The 17,303-nt window shown below is 55.9% G+C and carries 15 protein-coding genes, 4 tRNA genes, 1 rRNA gene and 1 other annotated feature; of the genes, 18 read left to right on the top strand and 2 right to left on the bottom strand.

Translation table 11 applies throughout. The features are described from left to right. Position 1 precedes the first annotated feature (1 nt). The 15 genes from rrf to GFC01_RS12415 all read left to right on the top strand — a co-directional run bounded on the left by rrf (position 2) and on the right by GFC01_RS12415 (position 12,316). Positions 2-117 (top strand): 5S ribosomal RNA (rrf, locus tag GFC01_RS12485). Positions 118-308: 191 nt separating this feature from the next. Further along, the gene (gene pdxS, locus GFC01_RS12480) at positions 309-1,193 is read left to right on the top strand and encodes a pyridoxal 5'-phosphate synthase lyase subunit PdxS (protein WP_152947451.1); all 885 of its coding nucleotides are present in this window, start codon (positions 309-311) and stop codon (positions 1,191-1,193) included. A gap of 139 nt (positions 1,194-1,332) precedes the next feature. Continuing rightward, positions 1,333-1,914, top strand: coding sequence for a pyridoxal 5'-phosphate synthase glutaminase subunit PdxT (gene pdxT / locus GFC01_RS12475; protein ID WP_152947450.1), 582 nt, complete (start codon positions 1,333-1,335; stop codon positions 1,912-1,914). A 64-nt stretch (positions 1,915-1,978) separates the two neighbouring features. Next, positions 1,979-2,208: a binding site (T-box leader), on the top strand. Between the two features lie 58 nt (positions 2,209-2,266). Continuing rightward, positions 2,267-3,418, top strand: a complete 1,152-nt coding sequence (locus GFC01_RS12470) for a pyridoxal-phosphate-dependent aminotransferase family protein (protein ID WP_152947449.1) — start codon at positions 2,267-2,269, stop codon at positions 3,416-3,418. After that, positions 3,418-5,001: a phosphoglycerate dehydrogenase gene (gene serA, locus GFC01_RS12465; RefSeq protein WP_152947454.1), complete on the top strand. Its 1,584-nt coding sequence runs from the start codon at positions 3,418-3,420 to the stop codon at positions 4,999-5,001. Before GFC01_RS12470 ends, serA begins: the two co-directional genes overlap by 1 nt. A gap of 30 nt (positions 5,002-5,031) precedes the next feature. Beyond that, positions 5,032-5,682 (top strand): histidine phosphatase family protein, encoded by a 651-nt coding sequence (locus GFC01_RS12460; RefSeq protein ID WP_194174938.1) that lies wholly within the window; start codon positions 5,032-5,034, stop codon positions 5,680-5,682. Positions 5,683-5,943: 261 nt separating this feature from the next. Beyond that, the gene (gene serS, locus GFC01_RS12455) at positions 5,944-7,221 is read left to right on the top strand and encodes a serine--tRNA ligase (protein ID WP_152947447.1); all 1,278 of its coding nucleotides are present in this window, start codon (positions 5,944-5,946) and stop codon (positions 7,219-7,221) included. Between the two features lie 319 nt (positions 7,222-7,540). Then, positions 7,541-7,942 (top strand): 4Fe-4S dicluster domain-containing protein, encoded by a 402-nt coding sequence (locus GFC01_RS12450; RefSeq protein WP_152947446.1) that lies wholly within the window; start codon positions 7,541-7,543, stop codon positions 7,940-7,942. Between the two features lie 12 nt (positions 7,943-7,954). Continuing rightward, positions 7,955-8,815 carry a CoB--CoM heterodisulfide reductase iron-sulfur subunit B family protein gene (locus GFC01_RS12445; protein ID WP_152947445.1) on the top strand — a complete coding sequence of 287 codons (861 nt, stop codon included), beginning with the start codon at positions 7,955-7,957 and terminating at the stop codon, positions 8,813-8,815. Between the two features lie 25 nt (positions 8,816-8,840). Continuing rightward, entirely contained in the window at positions 8,841-9,524 is a 684-nt protein-coding gene (locus GFC01_RS12440) for a 4Fe-4S dicluster domain-containing protein (RefSeq protein ID WP_152947444.1), read from the top strand. Between the two features lie 17 nt (positions 9,525-9,541). Then, positions 9,542-11,140, top strand: a complete 1,599-nt coding sequence (locus GFC01_RS12435; RefSeq protein WP_152947443.1) for an FAD-binding protein — start codon at positions 9,542-9,544, stop codon at positions 11,138-11,140. A 368-nt stretch (positions 11,141-11,508) separates the two neighbouring features. Then, a tRNA-Ser gene (locus tag GFC01_RS12430) sits at positions 11,509-11,597 on the top strand. Between the two features lie 15 nt (positions 11,598-11,612). After that, positions 11,613-11,707: transfer RNA gene (locus GFC01_RS12425), tRNA-Ser, on the top strand. 377 nt (positions 11,708-12,084) lie between these two features. Continuing rightward, positions 12,085-12,161, top strand: a tRNA-Arg gene (locus GFC01_RS12420). A 78-nt stretch (positions 12,162-12,239) separates the two neighbouring features. Continuing rightward, positions 12,240-12,316, top strand: a tRNA-Arg gene (locus GFC01_RS12415). A 373-nt stretch (positions 12,317-12,689) separates the two neighbouring features. Here the strand turns inward: GFC01_RS12415 and mtaB are convergent. Together mtaB and GFC01_RS19770 are read right to left on the bottom strand one after the other, a co-directional pair. After that, positions 12,690-13,991: a tRNA (N(6)-L-threonylcarbamoyladenosine(37)-C(2))-methylthiotransferase MtaB gene (gene mtaB, locus GFC01_RS12410; RefSeq protein WP_194174937.1), complete on the bottom strand. Its 1,302-nt coding sequence runs from the start codon at positions 13,989-13,991 to the stop codon at positions 12,690-12,692. 154 nt (positions 13,992-14,145) lie between these two features. Further along, positions 14,146-15,006 carry a methyl-accepting chemotaxis protein gene (locus GFC01_RS19770; RefSeq protein WP_341473952.1) on the bottom strand — a complete coding sequence of 287 codons (861 nt, stop codon included), beginning with the start codon at positions 15,004-15,006 and terminating at the stop codon, positions 14,146-14,148. A 257-nt stretch (positions 15,007-15,263) separates the two neighbouring features. Between GFC01_RS19770 and GFC01_RS12400 the strand changes: the two genes are divergently transcribed. The 3 genes from GFC01_RS12400 to GFC01_RS20000 all read left to right on the top strand — a co-directional run bounded on the left by GFC01_RS12400 (position 15,264) and on the right by GFC01_RS20000 (position 17,167). After that, complete coding sequence (locus tag GFC01_RS12400) at positions 15,264-15,416, top strand: hypothetical protein (protein WP_152947440.1); 153 nt, start codon at positions 15,264-15,266, stop codon at positions 15,414-15,416. A gap of 85 nt (positions 15,417-15,501) precedes the next feature. Continuing rightward, positions 15,502-16,122, top strand: coding sequence for a helix-turn-helix domain-containing protein (locus GFC01_RS12395; protein WP_152947439.1), 621 nt, complete (start codon positions 15,502-15,504; stop codon positions 16,120-16,122). Between the two features lie 433 nt (positions 16,123-16,555). Next, positions 16,556-17,167 carry an RpnC/YadD family protein gene (locus GFC01_RS20000; protein WP_341473951.1) on the top strand — a complete coding sequence of 204 codons (612 nt, stop codon included), beginning with the start codon at positions 16,556-16,558 and terminating at the stop codon, positions 17,165-17,167. The last annotated feature ends 136 nt before the right edge of the window (positions 17,168-17,303 follow it).

Raw genomic sequence — 17,303 nt, 5'->3', positions numbered from 1 at the left:
TTGCAGTGGCCATACCGGAGGGGAAACACCCGTTCCCATCCCGAACACGGCAGTTAAGCCCTCCAGGGCCGATGGTACCGGGGGGTGGACCCCTGGGAGAGCAGGTCGCCGCTGCAAAATATTTAAATAAAAGGACAGGCTGCTTTTTCAAATAGCAGCCTGTCCCCTTTTTTCACCTGTTCCTGTCCTTTATGTTTTTCGGCCTATGGAAGGCGGTTATTTTTTGACCTGACAAACCTTGTTTTTGTTATTAAAGTCGGTTAAAATACTGTGTTGTAGATCGAACCAAAAGGAATAGGGGGATATTTATGGCCGAAAAAGGAACCTGGACGGTGAAAAAAGGTCTGGCGGAGATGCTCAAAGGTGGCGTGATCATGGATGTCACCACCCCCGAACAGGCTAAAATTGCTGAGGAAGCCGGCGCCTGTGCCGTTATGGCTCTGGAAAGGGTGCCTGCCGATATCCGGGCGGCGGGTGGAGTGGCCCGCATGGCCGACCCGACGGTGATTTTACGTATTATGGATGCCGTAACCATTCCGGTTATGGCCAAGGTGCGCATCGGACATTTTGTGGAGGCGCAGATTCTCGAACAGCTGGGCGTGGATTATATCGATGAAAGTGAAGTGCTTACCCCCGCTGACGAGCAGCACCACATTGACAAGCACCAGTTTAAGGTGCCCTTTGTCTGCGGTGCCCGCAACCTGGGCGAGGCATTGCGCCGTATCGGTGAAGGGGCGGCCATGATCCGTACCAAGGGCGAACCGGGTACCGGCAATGTGGTGGAGGCGGTCCGCCACATGCGCCTGGTCATGGCGGAAATTCGCCGGCTGCAGGGCATGCGCCGGGATGAGTTGATGGCCGCCGCCAAAGAAATGGGCGCTCCCTATGAGCTGGTGCTGCAGGTGGCCGAAACGGGTCGTTTGCCCGTGGTCAACTTTGCAGCCGGCGGCATTGCCACTCCGGCCGATGCGGCGCTGATGATGCAGCTGGGCGCGGACGGTATATTTGTGGGCTCCGGCATATTTAAATCCAAAAACCCGGCTGCCCGGGCAAAGGCCATTGTGGCCGCCACCACCCATTACAATGATCCGGCGGTGCTGGCGGAGGTCTCCAAAGACCTGGGTGAAGCCATGCCCGGCCTGGAGATTGCCACCATTGCCCCGGAGCAGCGTATGCAGGATAGGGGCTGGTAGAAATAGTCGCCTGCCGTCAGGCGTCACCGGTCAGTAGATAACGGCAGTTTCATGTGGCAATCACTTACCGGCTTACTACTGGCCGGCGAACTTTACCCCGAAACCCATTTTGGTGATAAGCGGAAGGAAGTAGTAAATAATGCTAATCGGTGTACTGGCCCTGCAGGGGGCCTTTGTGGAACATCAAAAAATGCTGGCGGCCTGTGGAGTTGATTCCCGCCAGGTACGCAAACCCCATGAACTGGAAGGTCTGGATGGCCTGATTATTCCCGGCGGGGAAAGCACCACCATGGGCAAACTGCTCCTGGAATATGATCTGCTGGAACCAATTAAAAAAATGGGTGCCAGCGGGTTCCCCGTTTTCGGCACCTGTGCCGGATTGATCCTGTTGGCCCGGGAAATTAAAGGCTCGGACCAACCCCGGCTGGGTTTCATGGATATGCTGGTGGAGAGAAACGCCTTCGGCCGGCAGGTGGACAGCTTTGAAGAGGATCTGGTTATTCCCGTCCTGGGTGAAAGGCCCCTGCGGGCGGTTTTTATCCGCGCTCCGTATATTGTTTCCGTGGGTCCGGAGGTGGATGTGCTGGCCCGCTATGAAGATAAAATTGTGCTGGCCCGGCAGGGGCATTTCCTGGCCGCGGCCTTTCATCCCGAGTTGACCCGCGATACCAGGCTGCATCAATTGTTCCTGGAGAATGTTAAAATTGCGCAAAAGCGATAATTTCTTGTTGCCAAAACGGTAATCCTGTAGTATTATTTTATCCAGGTTAAAATTGAAGCATTTTCAAAACCCGATGCAGGGGTAGAGTAACCGGAAGAGCCCTTTTAGAGAGCCGGTGGGTGGTGCAAACCGGCAGGGCGTCCGGCGAAAGAGCTCCCCGAAGGGGGCCTGCTGAAAGCAGCAGTAGGCAGGCACGGGCAGTTCCCGTTATCAAGTACGAGAGGGCGGGCATATGGGTTAACAATGCCTGTCAAAAAGGGTGGCACCGCGGGAGGAAAACCTCTCGTCCCTGTTGGCTATTGCCGGCAAGGGACGGGAGGTTTAATTTTTTCAGCAAGGGAGAGTTTTGATTATGCAGGACAAACAATACCTGATGATTCCAGGACCCACACCTGTACCGCCTTCGGTGGTGGCGGCCATGTCACGACCCATGATCGGCCACCGCAGTGAGGATTTTGCCGCATTACACCGGCGCATCCAGGAGAAAATACGGCAGGTGTTTCAGACAAAAGAGGATGTCTTTATCCTGACCAATTCCGGCACCGGCGGTCTGGAAACGGCCATCGCCAACGTGGTTTCCCCCGGTGACCGGGTGCTGGCTTTAATTACCGGCAATTTTGGCGAACGCTTCACCAAAATTGCCCGGGCCTACGGGGCCGAGGTAGACGAAGTATCCTTTGGATGGGGTAAAGACGTGGATCTTTCCGTGGTGCGGGAGAAACTGGCCGGCAATCCCGGCTACAAAGCGGTGCTGGCCACGCAAAATGAAACCTCCACCGGCGTGTTGAACGATATTGCCGGCATTGGCGCCCTGGTGGCCGAAACCCCGGCATTGTTGCTGGTGGATGGGGTCAGCGGTGTGGGCGGCATTGAAATCCGCATGGACGAATGGCACGTGGATATTCTGGTCACCGCCTCCCAGAAGGCCATGATGCTGCCACCGGGCCTGGCCATGATCGGAGTGAGCTCCAGGGCCTGGGAAGTGATTGAGAAAAACAGGGCACCCCGCTTTTATTTCAGTCTACCGGCGGCCCGCAAGTCACTGGAAAAGTGGAATACCGCTTACACACCCAATGTGGCTCTGTTCCAGGGACTGGATGCGGCCCTGGATATGATGATGAATGAAGGGATGGAAAATGTTTACGCCCGCCACCGCCTGCTGGCCCGGGCCGTGCGGGCGGCCGTAAGGGCACTGGGACTGGAGCCCCTGGCGGCGGATCATTGCGCGTCCCCCACGGTTACAGCGGTGCGTAGTCCGGAAGGTTTGGGTGCCGATGATATCCGCAAGGTATTGAAGGAAGAACTGGGCATTACCTTTGCCGGCGGGCAGGGAATTCTGAAAGGAAAGATATTCCGCATCGCCCACATGGGCTTTGCCGGTAAAATGGATGTCATTCTGGGCATCGGCGGGCTGGAAATGGCCCTGGCCCGGCTGGGTTACCCTGTTGAGCTGGGTGCGGGTGTACGGGCGGCTCAGGAAGTATTTTTGGGGAGGAATGAATGATGCTCAAAGTCCTGGTTATGGATGGTGTTTCGGAAGAAGGGCTGGTGCCGCTCCGGCGGGAGGAGGACATAGAGGTGGTGATCGGTCAAAAAATGACCGAAGATGATCTGGTGCAGGTCATTCCGGAATACGACGCCCTGATTGTGCGCAGCGCCACCAAAGTGACCCGCCGGGTGGTGGAGGCGGCACAAAATCTCAAGGTGATTGGCCGGGCCGGGGTGGGCGTGGATAATATAGACCTGGAGGCGGCCACCACCCGGGGTATTCTGGTGGTCAACGCCCCCGACGGTAATACCATTGCCGCCACCGAACACACCATTGCCATGATGCTGGCCCTGGCCCGCAATATTCCCCAGGCCGTGGCCCGGTTGAAGGAAGGGGTTTGGGATAAGAAGGCCTTTATCGGCGTCGAGCTGCGGGATAAAACCCTGGGCATTATCGGCCTGGGCCGCATTGGCTCGGCGGTGGCCAAACGGGCCCAGGCGCTGGAAATGAACGTCATTGCCTATGATCCCTTCATTAACGAGGAAAAGGCCGCCTCCCTGGCCGTGGAGCTGGTTGCCCTGGAAGATGTGTACAGGCGCTCCGATTTTATTACCGTCCACCTGCCCAAAACCAAAGAGTCCTACCATATGATTGGTGATGAGGCCTTTGCCCTGATGAAGGATGGTGTGCGCATCATTAACTGCGCCCGGGGAGGGATTATCGACGAAGAGGCCCTTTATCGAGCCCTGGTTTCCGGAAAGGTGGCCGGCGCCGCCCTGGATGTTTTTGAAAAGGAACCCAATACGGAAAGCCCGTTATTATCACTGCCCAACTTTATTGCCACCCCCCATCTGGGGGCATCCACCCGGGAGGCGCAGTTGAATGTGGCGGTGGATGTGTCCGGGGAGATAGTGGCTGCTTTAAGGGGGAAACTGGTCAAAAATACGGTCAATATACCATCCATCAGTCCCCAGGTGCTTTCGGCGGTGCGTCCCTATCTGGGCCTGGCCGAAAAGCTGGGCAAGCTGCAGGCACAGCTGGTAACCGGCCGCATCCGTAAGATCGAAGTGGTGTACAGCGGCGAACTGGCCAGGCAGGAGGTCAGCCCCCTGACCACGGCGGTGGTCAAGGGATTGCTGGATCCCATCCTGCAGGAAACGGTAAACTTTGTGAACGCCCCCGTTCTGGCCAAAAACCGGGGCATCCAGGTCTTCCAGGCCGTGGACGGGGAAGCGGAGGGTTATGCCAGCCTGATTACGGTGAAGGTATACTCCGACAAGGCCGAAAAAAGTGTGGCCGGCACCCTGTTCGGCAAGCAGGACCCCCGGGTTGTAATGATTGACGGTTACCGCATCGACGTGGACCCCAGCGGCCATATTCTTTATGTACCCCATATCGATAAACCGCGCATTATTGGTCCCGTGGGTCTGCTAATCGGCAAACATGATATCAACATTGCGGCCATGCAGGTGGGGCGCAAGGAAATTGGCGGCAAGGCCATAATGATGCTTTCCGTGGACGCCCCGGTGCCCGAGGAAACCCTGGGGGAAATCGCTCAGGTCGATGGGGTGCTGGATGTAAAGATGGTGCACCTGTAGGTTTCCGGTATGCCGGTGGGGGGTGAGTTATTGCCGGAAAGGGAAACGCTGGTCATTCTGGTCCGGCATGGGACCACCGCCTGGAACCGCTGTTCCCGATATCAGGGCAGGTTGGATATTCCCATAAACGAAGAGGGTCTGGTCCAGTCCCGGGCCCTGTCCCGGGTGTTGTCCAGGATATCCCTGGCGGCCGTTTATACCAGCCCCCTGTCCAGGGCCAGCGATTGTGCCCGAATAGTGGCCGCCGCCCATGGACTGAAGCCAATTTACCTGCCGGGGATCATCGAGATTTGCCATGGCGATTGGGAAGGGATGCTGCTGTCTGAAGTGGAGGATAAATACACCGATTTACTGACCCGGTGGCGTACCCTACCCTATACGGTCCGGATGCCCCGGGGGGAATCCCTGGTGGAAGTGGAGGAGCGAGCCTGGGCCGCACTGGAAAAAATGATCCATGATCACCCTGGAGGCACGGTTGCGGCGGTGACCCACGACACCCCCATCCGCACCATCCTGCGCCGCGTCCTGGGCCTGGATCAATCCCATTTCTGGCGGATCCGGTTGGACAACACCGGGATCAATATTCTGGGATGGCGGGACGACATTTTTCGGGTTATTGTTTTAAACGACACCTGTCATTTGGGTGGCTGGATGCAGGCCGGCGAGCAGAAAGCACTATAGGATGTGGGTCATAACGGCAAAAATGGAAATACTATTAAAACCCGGTGGACGGTAAAACGCTGTACCGGCAGGCACGGCGTTGTTCCGCTTGCTCCGGTGCTCCACCCGGCACTCACCGGCTTACCAGGTTTATAGAACAGGTGGGTATCAATTAAACCTTAAACTCCAGGAGTTAAAAAGTATTCTGGTGAGTGCCGGGCCAGTGCTCCGGATGTTAACCTGCTGTTTTCAGTAAACATTTACGCTGGAGGTAACCATTTTATGTTAGACTTGAAATTTGTGCGCAATAACCCCCGGTTGGTGGAAGAATCTTTGCAGAAAAGGGGGGCTGCGGTCAGCTTGAAGCCCTTTCTGGAACTGGACGCCCGGCGGCGGGAAAAACTGGTGGTGGCGGAGCAGCTGAAAAACCGGCGTAATGTGGTTTCCGAGGAAATCGGCCGTTTGAAAAAGGCCGGCCGGGAAGCCCGGGATATGGTCCTGGAGATGCGGCAGGTTTCCCAGCAAATTAAAGAGCTGGATGAAGAAATCCGGGATCTGGAAGAACAGATCCAGGTGGCGTTGTTAAATATCCCCAATATTCCCCATGCCAGTGTCCCGGTGGGCAGGGACGACGCAGATAATGTGGAAGTAAGACGCTGGGGGGATCCCCGGCAGTTTGACTTTCCGGCCAGGGCCCACTGGGATCTGGGGGAAGCGCTGGATATCCTTGATTTTGAACGGGGGACTAAAGTGACGGGAGCCCGTTTCTCCTTTTATAAAGGGGCCGGAGCGCGGCTGGAAAGGGCCGTCATCAACTTCATGCTGGACCTGCATATCAAGGAGCACGGCTATGTGGAAGTTTTTCCGCCCTTTGTGGTTAACAGCGACAGCATGATCGGCACCGGGCAGCTGCCCAAATTTGCCGAAGATATGTTCAAGCTGGAGGGCCGGGATTACTACCTGATCCCCACGGCAGAGGTGCCGGTAACCAACCTTTACCGGGATGAAATTTTGCCCGCTGAAAAACTGCCCATTTACCATTGTGCCTACAGCGCCTGTTTCCGGGCCGAAGCCGGAGCGGCCGGCCGGGATACCCGGGGGCTCATCCGCCAGCACCAGTTTAACAAGGTGGAACTGGTGAAATTCACCCGGCCGGAGGATTCCTACGACGAGCTGGAAAAGCTGACCGCCGATGCGGAAAGGGTATTGCAGCTCCTGGGCCTGCCCTACCGGGTGGTGATCCTGTGTACGGGTGATCTGGGCTTTTCCTCGGCCAAAACCTACGACCTGGAGGTGTGGCTGCCCAGCTACGGAGCATACAAAGAAATTTCTTCCTGCAGCAACTTTGAGGACTTCCAGGCCCGGCGGGCCAACATCCGCTTTAAAGAAGGAAAGGCCAAACCGCAGTTCGTGCATACCTTGAATGGTTCCGGCCTGGCCGTGGGCCGGACGGTGGCGGCCATTCTGGAAAATTACCAGCAGCCCGACGGCAGTGTTCTCATACCTGAGGCGCTGGTACCCTATATGGGCGGTATAACCACAATCACCGCCGGGAAATAATAACCGTTCATCATCAGCCGCCAGTCCCCCATTCTAATTACTATAGTTAAATTCTAAAAGTTATAATTTCAAGTCTTTTTAATTTTTTTATTTATGAAAGCACAGTTTTAAAATGCTTAAATTATTAAGAATAATTGCACCACGCCCGGCGGTTCCTTCCCCGGGTGGTTGTCCGTCAGCTAGCAAGAAAATTGCATGAAACTACGGAAGAGAATGGGTGACCGGCCAAAGTTAAGGAAAAAAGTGGGAGGCAGGGAGGAAGGTATCGCCGAAAAACAAAGGTGGGATTAAAGAATTTTAAAAAGGAGTCAGATGGACTATGGCTATGGAATTATCAAGCAAAGTAAACCGGGAACTGGTGGAACAAATTAAAGAAATAAGCGGTCAAAATGCCAATCTGTGCATGCAGTGTGGAACCTGCAGCGCCGGGTGCACGGGCAGGGAGAACATGGATTTTCTGCCCCGGCAGGTTATGCGGGCCATTCAACTGGGTAATGCCGGCATGCTGGATTACAAGTCCATTTGGGTGTGCAGCACCTGTTTAATTTGCACCGCCCGCTGTCCCCGGGGTATAGATATCGCCCGTTTGATGGAAGCCCTGCGGGTAATCAACCTGCGCCGGGGCAGGGAAGTGCTGGCGGCCGAAAAAATCCCGGTGGAATTGCTGACCCGGGTTCCCCAGATGGCCCTGACCAGCGGTTTTCGCAAGCTGAGCGCGTAAAGGGGGATAGAGATGAAAATACCATACTTTCCGGGATGTACTCTGCACAGCAAGGCCAGGGGGTTGGATGATTCCACCCGGGACTCCCTGGCCGCCCTGGGCGTGGAACTGGTGGAACTGCCCCAGTGGACCTGCTGTGGTACCGTATTTCCCCTGGCCCAGGACAACTATATGGGCATGGTGGCCGCCGCCCGCATTTTGTCCGACGCGGCGAAAGAAGACGGCCGGCTGGTTACAGTCTGCTCCTTTTGCTATAACGTATTAAAACGGGTCAACCATGCCATAAAGACCAATCCGGAAGTCCACCGGAAGTTAAATGATTATTTAGAAGTGGATTACCATGGGGAAACGCAGCTGCTCCATCCCCTGGAGCTGTTTAAAGATCAGGTGGGATTTGACGTGCTGCAGGAGCGGGCGGGCGGCGCCTTAAACGGCCTGAAGGTGGCCTGCTATTACGGCTGCATGCTGGTCCGGCCGGCCGCGGAGGTATCCTTCGACCATCCGGACAACCCCACCATCATGGAGGAACTGGTTACCGCCCTGGGGGCGGAGGTGGTGGAATACCCCGACAAAACCACCTGCTGTGGTTCCTATCAGGTACTGCACGACAACACCCTGGTAAAACAAAAGGTGCGGGATATACTGGATTCCGCTACAACCAGGGGGGCGGAAGCAATTATTACCAGCTGTCCCCTGTGCCAGTTCAACCTGGACTGGCTGCAGGAAAAAATCGCCGGGGAAGACAGCAGCTTTAAGAAAATACCCGTTTTGTATTTTACCCAGCTGGTGGGAGCGGCACTGAAAATTCCCCCGGAAAAACTGGGGCTGGAACAGCATTATGTGGACCCCAGGCCCCTTTTGCCGGGAGCATAGATTTGCCTTGAAGGAGGAAAGTGTCATGGCCGAAGAACGGGAAATGATAAACATATATATTATGGGTAAGCACTATGAGGTGCCGGCCGGACTGACCATTATGAAAGCCATGGAATATGCCGGTTACCGCTTTATCCGGGGCTGTGGCTGCCGGGGAGGTTTTTGCGGCGCCTGCGGTACGGTATACCGCAAGCCCGGGGATTTCCGCCTGAAGGTGGGACTGGCCTGCCAGACCATGGTGGAAGACGGCATGTACCTCACCCAGATACCCTTTTACCCGGCCAACAAGGCCACCTATAACCTGGAGGAATTAACCCCCACCCTGGCCACCATGCTGCAGCATTATCCCGAAATGACCCGCTGCCTGGGCTGCAACCAGTGCACCCGCATTTGTCCCCAGGAATTAAATGTAATGAACTATATCGCCGCCGCCCAGCGGGGAGATATCGAAAAGCTGGCCCATATGTCCTTCGACTGTATCATGTGCGGTCTGTGTGCCTCCCGCTGCCCGGCGGAAATTGTGCAATATAACGTGGCCATACTGGGCCGCCGCCTCTATGGACGGCACATCGCCCCCCGGGCGCAGCACCTGGCCAAACGGGTGGCAGAAATTCAGGCCGGCCGGTTTGACGCGGAGCTGGACAGACTGACCAAGCTGAGCCGGGAAGAACTGCAGAACATGTACAACGCCCGGGATATTGAACCATAAGGAAGGTGGAAATAAGCATGTATACACAGGAAATGTTCGACCTGATCAAGGTTGTGGAACAAACCAGGGAACGGCGTTTAAAGGAAACCTTTCCCCGCCTGAAACCCGATGAAAAGGACAACCTGCTGCGTTCCTACCACCCGGACTACAAACCCGATGCCACCCGCCCGGTGAAAGTGGGCCCCAACAAGGGGGACAAATTCACCCACGAGCATGCGGACCTGCTGGAAAGCCGGAGTATGCTGGATCCCGACAGCTTTTCCCTGGACAACATAGATTTTGACGTGGACGTGCTGGTTATCGGCGGCGGCGGTGCCGGAACCTCGGCGGCCCTGCTGGCCCAGGAAGGCGGGGCCAGGGTGCTGCTGGCCACCAAGCTGCGGCACGGGGATGCCAACACCATGATGGCCGAGGGCGGTATTCAGGCGGCTGACAAGGAAAACGACTCTCCGGCCATCCACTACCTGGACGTGATGGGCGGCGGCGGTTTTCACAACATCCCGGAACTGGTGGCCGCCCTGGTGAAGGATGCCCCCCTGTGCATCCACTGGCTGGAAGGCCTGGGCTGCATGTTCAGCAAGTTCCCCGACGGCACCATGCACACCATTCACGGTGGAGGCACCTCCAGAAAACGCATGCATTTTGCCCATGACTATTCCGGAGCCGAAATCATGCGTACCCTGCGGGACGAGGCCCGCAACCGGGGGATTCAGGTAATCGAATTTTCCCCGGCGGTGGAGCTGATCATGGATGAAACGGGCCAGTGTGCCGGAGCGGTGCTGTACAACCTGGAAACGGAACAGTACCTGGTGGTCCGGGCCAAAACGGTGATCATCGCCACCGGCGGTTCCGGCCGCCTGCATATCGGCGGCTTCCCCACCACCAACCACTACGGCGCCACCGCCGACGGCATTGTCATGGCCTACCGGGCCGGGGCGAAGCTGGTCTTCCTGGACGCCACCCAGTTTCACCCCACGGGCGTGGCTTTCCCGGAACAGATCGTGGGCCAGCTGGTGACGGAAAAGGTGCGGGGCCTGGGTGCCCAGCTGGTGAATATCGAAGGGGAACAGTTTATTTATCCCCTGGAGACCAGGGATGCCGTTTCCTCGGCCATCATCCGGGAGTGCAACGAGCGGGGCAAGGGTATAGCCTCACCCAGCGGGCGGCTGGGCGTGTGGCTGGATTCGCCCATGATCGAAATTATCCACGGCAAGGGAACCATCGAAAAAGAACTGCCGGCCATGTTCCGTCAGTACAAGCGCTTTAATATCAATATGGCCGAGCAGCCCATCCTGGTCTACCCCACCCTGCACTACCAGAACGGCGGCATTTTAATCAACGACCGGGCGGAAACCAGCATTCCCAACCTGTACGTGGCCGGGGAGGCCTCCGGCGGCGTGCACGGCCGCAACCGCCTGATGGGCAATTCCCTGCTGGACATCATCGTCTTTGGCCGCCGGGCCGGTATGAACGCCGCCGAAAGGGCCAAAAACGTGCAGCTGGGCCGGCTGACCCTGGATCACGTCAAGCGCTATCACGAGGAACTGCAGAAAGAGGGCCTGGGGCAGAAGGTGGCCCCCATCCTGCTGCCCGATTACCGGGGGAAAATTGATTAAGAGGGTATGGAGCGGTCGGAATGATCCCGGCCGGGCCATTGGTCACCTATTTGGTGAGTAAACCGGCAACTTGTGCCGGGCCCGTTGGGAAATTTGGTGGTAATACCTTTGACCCGGCCGTAAAGTCCCGATGGGAAAAGCCTTAAGGATTCCGGAAGTTCCGGAACGATTTAAATGTTCACCGTCCGGAACGGAAAAATTCGGCCGGTTGTGGGAGGGAGGCTTTCGGGCGCGCATCCGGAAGCCTCCCACTCATGCTTAAGCAGGGGTTTTACATCTTTTTTAACATACCTGCCCGGCCGGCCGTACAGGCCGGTTGACAGGTTTGGGCGGCTGTGATATACTTTAAGTGCTATCGGGCATATTCTGGAGGGGTGTCCGAGTGGTTTAAGGAGGCGGTCTTGAAAATCGCTGGGTCCCTGTGGCCCCGTGGGTTCGAATCCCACTCCCTCCGCCAGCTGGGTAAATACATGGAGAGTTGGCCGAGTAGGTCGAAGGCGCTCGCCTGCTAAGCGAGTAGACGGTTCTAAAGCTGTCTCGAGGGTTCGAATCCCTCACTCTCCGCCAGGAAAAAGGTGTGCGACGAGCGCACACCTTTTTAGTATTTATCCATCCGGTGGCTATTTAAACCGAAGGTAGTGGTACGTCATCCCTTGAATCCCGGAAAACCATGGATTTCAAAGGACGGGAGGCCGGGGGTTTCAAGCTCTGCCGGCGCTTGAAATATAACCCGTGCCAGTGCTGACCCATGAATCCAAGACATGACATTTATAAAATATTGCCGAGCTCAAGTTAAAATTTTTATCGCACAAATTATATGCTCAATTCCTTAGCAGGCAAGGTTTACGGTGATTTTTCGTGCGTCAGCACTGGACCCGTGCCGGGGTACTTGACTTGTTATGTATTATTTGATAAAATAACTTTTGCCGGTGTTGTGGGAGCGTGTGCCTGTAGCTCAATTGGATAGAGCATCTGACTACGGATCAGAAGGTTGGGGGTTCGAGTCCCTCCAGGCACACCATGCCATAATCTTACGGATGCCCGGACAGGGCCGGGTTGCCGGGTGAAGCCCGGCAATAATAGTTTAGCAAGCGGTAATGCGCCCGTAGCTCAGGCGGACAGAGCAGCGGTTTCCTAAACCGCGTGTCGGGGGTTCGAGTCCCTCCGGGCGCACCAGGGAAAAATTAGGCCCCGCAAAGGATCACGGGGCTGTTTTATTTGGTGCAAGTAAGCCGAAAATGCAAGATGGGGACAAATTGGACACTTGTCTTTCAAGACAAACGTCCAATCCCGGAAAAACCACGATAGATAAAGAGGCAAAAAAAGGCAACTGAATGGCCGCCTTTTGCTTTCCCATTCGTCTGTCCCATTCATCTGGCCGATTATCTCCTTTGTGCCGATAGGCTTATTCCAGTATAAGGTACATGTAGTCAGTATCCCGGAACTGGGCAAATCCAAAGTGTCAACCCGGCGATACGGGCTTAAACATAAAACCATTGTGCGGAAGACCCGGTGAACTTCGTTTAAGGGTAGGGAATCACCGTATTATCTAGCGGGGGATTTGGCCTTCCACGCCCCACTGCCGGGCGGCCGTGACCTGTACCGGTATCAGGCGGCCTTTCATTTCCGGATCGGTGGCGGGAAAACGGACCCTCGCATAATGTTCAGAAAACCCCTCCCCCTGCCCGTTCTTAATTTTTTCCACCAGCACCTGCACCTGTTTCCCCACCTGCTGCCGGTGAAAGCGCAGGGAAAGTTCCCGGTCCAGGGCCCGCAGCTCATCCACCCGTTTCTTTTTCACGTCCGGGGCTACCTGATCGGGAAAGGTGGCTGCTGCCGTCCCCGGCCGGGGAGAGTAGGGAAAGACATGCAGGTGGGACAGGGCCAGCCCTTCTACAAATTGGAGGGTCTGCCGGTGATCCTCTTCCCTTTCCCCGGGAAAACCGGCGATCAGGTCGGTCCAGAGGGAAAGGCCGGGGATCAATTCCCGGGCCGTAAGGACCAGGCGGGCGTAATCACCGGCGGTATACCGCCGCCCCATCCTTTGCAAAACCCGGTCGGAGCCGCTCTGCAGGGGCAGATAGAGAAAGGGGCAAACCCTTGATGGGGCGGCCATGGCCTCCAGCAGCTCAAGGTTCACGTCCATGGGTTCCACGTAATCCAGCCGCAGGCGAAAATCACCGGGCAGGCGGTTGATTTCCCGGATGAGCCGGGCCAGGTTCCACCCGGGAATGTCTTTGCCGTAGGTGCCCAGGTGGGTGCCGGCTAAAATCACTTCCCGGTAACCCTGTTCCACAAAGCGGCGCACCCGGGCCAGCACCTTTTCCGGAGCCAGGCTGCGGGGCAGTCCCCGGGCCACCCGCACAATGCAGTAGGTGCAGACCTCATCACAGCCTTCCTGGATTTTAATCACCGGGCGGGTGCGGCCGTAATGCTCCACCACCGGCAACTCCTCAAAGGTTTCATCCGGCCCGTGCGGGGTAACCAGCAGCCTTTCCACCGGTTCGCCGGCCAGGCGGCGGGAGATCAGGGCGGGCAGCTTTGCTCTGCCGGCGGTACCGGTGATCAGATCCACCCCGGGTAGCTTTTCCGCTATTTCCTCCCGGTAGACCTGGGGGTAACACCCGGCCAGCACCACCAGCGCCTCCGGGTTTTCCCTTCTGGCTTTGGCAGCCAGGCGGCGGGCTTCGGCGGCCGCCGCCCGGGTGACCACGCAGCTGTTGACGATGTATACGTCGGCCGATCCGGTGGTTTCGATGAAACCGGCCCTGATCATGGCTTCGGCCAGGCCCCTGCCTTCCTGCTGGTTTACCGGGCAGCCCAGGGTTTTGATCTGAAAGGTATAGGACAAAGGCAAATCCTCCTGTGGGGTTTATGGTAAGATTATAACATACCGGCCGGAAAAAATGTGGGTGTGGCCGTGGCCTTCGTTTGCGTTTGGGTTGGTGGTCCAAAGGCGATGGATGCGTGAAGCCGGATCATGGAAATTAAAGCCATGCCGGCTGTTATTTAAGATTGCCGGCCATGCGGGAGAGTTCCCGGTCGATTTTTTGCAACCTTTCAATCATGGCAGCTATCTTTTCTACGGTTTGGGCCTGTTCCCGGGTGATCTGGCTGTTCTTTTCTATACCGTTGCTCACCAGACCGATGGCCTTTTCAAATTGATCCAGGGTTTTTTCTATCTCCTTTACCGAATGGCTGCTTTCTTCGGCCAGTTTGCGTACTTCACCGGCCACTACGGCAAAGCCCCGGCCCGCCTGACCGGCCCGGGCCGCTTCGATGGCGGCATTTAATCCCAGCAGTTTGGTTTGATCGGCCACATTACGGATGAAAGACAGGATCTGGGCGCTGTTTTGCACCTGGTGGGCCGCCTCCCGGGATTCCCGGATCAGGTTTTCACTGGTGGCGGCCAGTTCCTGGGATGAAGCGGTAAATTGCTGGACGACCTGGGCGGCCTCCTGGATGGCTGCGGACACCGCCCGGGCCTGCTCCTGTATCTGTTCTTTGATTTCTTCGTCCCGGAGCATTTTTACCACCAGTGGGGAAGCGATTTTCGCTATGGGCTGGACAATTTCCAACCGCCCCGTGATGCCGAAGGTGCCGATCTTTTCACCGTCTGCTTTGATGGCAATGCTGTACCCCTCTTTTGTTTTTCCACTTGTGGCCACTTCTTCCTCCTTCGTAGCGGCATATTCCTCCGCGGAAGTGGTCATTATGGTGCGGGCACCGTTATGCACCACGCCTATTCGTTCTCCGGCGGAATCGGCAATAATGGTGCCGGTCCGGTCGCATACAATGCTATGCAGGCCGGTCTCCCTGAAAACAAATTGAGTAATTTCTCTGGCCACGTCTGGGCGTAGTTCCACTGCTCCTTCCTCCCTCATATCAAATTAAATAAAGGTAAGATGGCCTGACCATAGATATACAAAAAATAGTTTCGAAGGAAATGATTATTTTCCTGCCGGAGATTAACATTTTTTATTTACCCATCAAAAGTATAAGCGAAAATCCCCGGGTAGACTGCGGATATTCCGGTTGAGCGGGCCGGGTTCCACCGGGGAGTGTTTTTGCCGCCAGCCCGGCGGCAATTGCCGGGTAAAGCCGGGAACGGTGGCCGGGGCCTTTGCTCGCCTTTGGTCAGTTGAGCCGCTGGGTGCCGGGTATACTAGAAGGGGAAGCAGCTTTTGCGTTTGTCGACCAGCAGCCCGAAGAGCAGCCGGGGACAAATGCCAACCCGTTCCCCCATGGCGTTGAAAAAAAAACTCCGGCATTATGATAATATCTGGACAAATTATCTAATTCTCCCTTATACTATATATGGTTTGTGATGTTTTGATCAAATTAAAGGGAGGAGGAGTATAATGAAAGATATTCGCAGGCCGCGGGTGATCCGGTTTGGCTTTTTAAAGCGCGGGGAGTTTCCCGTGCCCGGGGTGGAAATTGGTTTTACGGTGAACGGCATTTACCACACCATCAGGATCAGCGATATGTTTATGCGCATCTCCCAGCTGGATCCCACGGTTATTGCCCCGCGGAAAATCAAAGAGGTGCTTTTTGCCGAACCCAACCGGGATCCGTCCAAACCCATTGATGTTTTTACCGATCAGCTGACGCAAATAGATTTCTGGCCGCTGGTGACGGAAGGGGAACTGCAGATCTGGCAGCAAAAAAATGAGCTGGCCCTGTATCATGATGCCGAGTCCATGCGCAAGGTGCTGATCAAAGTATTGTTTGAAGAGCACCGCAAGTCGCCGGAGACGGAGATCAGCTTTTTAGATCTGGCGGCGCTGATGAAAACCACCATGGAGCTGCTGGCGCCGGAGGTGCAGGCTCTGGAAAAAGCCGGCCTGATCAAACGTTTGGGTGAAGAAAATCATGTTCACCCCTCCGACTGGCTGCGCTTGACCGAGCAGGGCGTGCTGGAACTGGAGCAGTATAAAGGAATAAAGCTTTCGGAATCATATCAGTTACTGACTTACTAACCACCGGGCGTAATGACAGTTTAGCGAACAGTACCGCATGTAACGCAAACAAGCCGCAGGTATTCTGCGGCTTGTTTGCCGGTGCAGGTTGGTCCCCATGGATTCCGGGGCCGGTACGGTTCAGTGGTTGTGGTCAGGTGATACAGGTATGCTTGCTGGTTTTTTCTGCCGGCCCGGTGTTGTTGTCCAATTTATTGAGAGTCCCCCATGCCGCTAATATGCGGCACCACGAAGGATGAAAATGGTTGGGAAGCGAACTTCTGGTGTACCACCAGGTTGAAGAAGGTCGTTTCACCATGGTGCCGGTGAGCCCGATTGGGAGTCTGACCTCGGCGATGGCAGGGGCACCACGAAATGTGGCCTCCGCAAGGAGAGCACGCGAAGGAGAGTCGTTTAGAGCTGTCGCCGCGCCGAACCGGATAGTTTCGAGCTGGTGTTCCCGTTTCTGGATGTTTTAAATTTCCGGTTTTACAAGCTGGAGCTGAAGAAACTGAACTGGCGGGAATACATCCAGGGTGACAACCCGGTGGCCGCCGCCCTTTTAAGCAAAATGGGCTTTCAGCCGGAAGAAAAGGTAAAAGTGAAAGTTGAATTCATGCGCATGCTGGCCCGGATGAAATTGGACCCGGCCCGGATGGAACTGTTGGCCGGTTTTTTCGAGACCTACCTGAAACTGAATCGGGAGGAAGAAGAACAATATAACCGGGAATTGGGAAAACTGGATAGTAAGGAGGTCGACGTGATCATGCAGATAACCACCAGCTGGCATGAGAAAGGCCGCGCAGAAGGTCGCGCGGAGGGTCGTGCGGAGGGTCGTGCGGAGGGTCGTGCGGAAGGTCGGGTGGAAAGAACCCGGGAAATCATCTGCAAATATCTGACCCGTAAATTTGGTAAGAAATCGGCCGATTTGCAACAAAAGGTCCAGGAAATGACGGGCCTGGAAGTATTGGATTATGTCCTGGAGGAGCTTTTTGCCGCCACTACGCTAGAAGAGGCCCAAGCTATCATCAACGACGGAGCCGGAAAATCCCCTCCCAAAAGGTAACTGTCCTCTTACGAAGAAGTATGTCTAATAATGGAATATAGGTATTGTACCGGCCGCAGCCTACGGGGCGGCAAAAATTCGTGGAGGCTATGCTATGAGGTGATCCTGCGGCTTTTTTGCCGGCGCAGGAGGCCTG

It is taken from the genome of Desulfofundulus thermobenzoicus (genome assembly GCF_009428905.1).
Classification (GTDB): Bacteria; Bacillota; Desulfotomaculia; order Desulfotomaculales; family Desulfovirgulaceae; genus Desulfofundulus_A; species Desulfofundulus_A thermobenzoicus.
This window is presented reverse-complemented; position numbering and strand designations above follow the sequence as displayed.

Coding starts and splice junctions, on each gene's coding strand:
- pdxS (WP_152947451.1), top strand. CDS start 309: ATGGCCGAAAAAGGAACCTGGACGGTGAAAAAAGGTCTGGCGGAGATG.
- serS (WP_152947447.1), top strand. CDS start 5,944: ATGTTAGACTTGAAATTTGTGCGCAATAACCCCCGGTTGGTGGAAGAA.
- GFC01_RS12445 (WP_152947445.1), top strand. CDS start 7,955: ATGAAAATACCATACTTTCCGGGATGTACTCTGCACAGCAAGGCCAGG.
- GFC01_RS12440 (WP_152947444.1), top strand. CDS start 8,841: ATGGCCGAAGAACGGGAAATGATAAACATATATATTATGGGTAAGCAC.
- GFC01_RS12395 (WP_152947439.1), top strand. CDS start 15,502: ATGAAAGATATTCGCAGGCCGCGGGTGATCCGGTTTGGCTTTTTAAAG.
- GFC01_RS12450 (WP_152947446.1), top strand. CDS start 7,541: ATGGCTATGGAATTATCAAGCAAAGTAAACCGGGAACTGGTGGAACAA.
- serA (WP_152947454.1), top strand. CDS start 3,418: ATGCTCAAAGTCCTGGTTATGGATGGTGTTTCGGAAGAAGGGCTGGTG.
- GFC01_RS12470 (WP_152947449.1), top strand. CDS start 2,267: ATGCAGGACAAACAATACCTGATGATTCCAGGACCCACACCTGTACCG.
- GFC01_RS12435 (WP_152947443.1), top strand. CDS start 9,542: ATGTATACACAGGAAATGTTCGACCTGATCAAGGTTGTGGAACAAACC.
- pdxT (WP_152947450.1), top strand. CDS start 1,333: ATGCTAATCGGTGTACTGGCCCTGCAGGGGGCCTTTGTGGAACATCAA.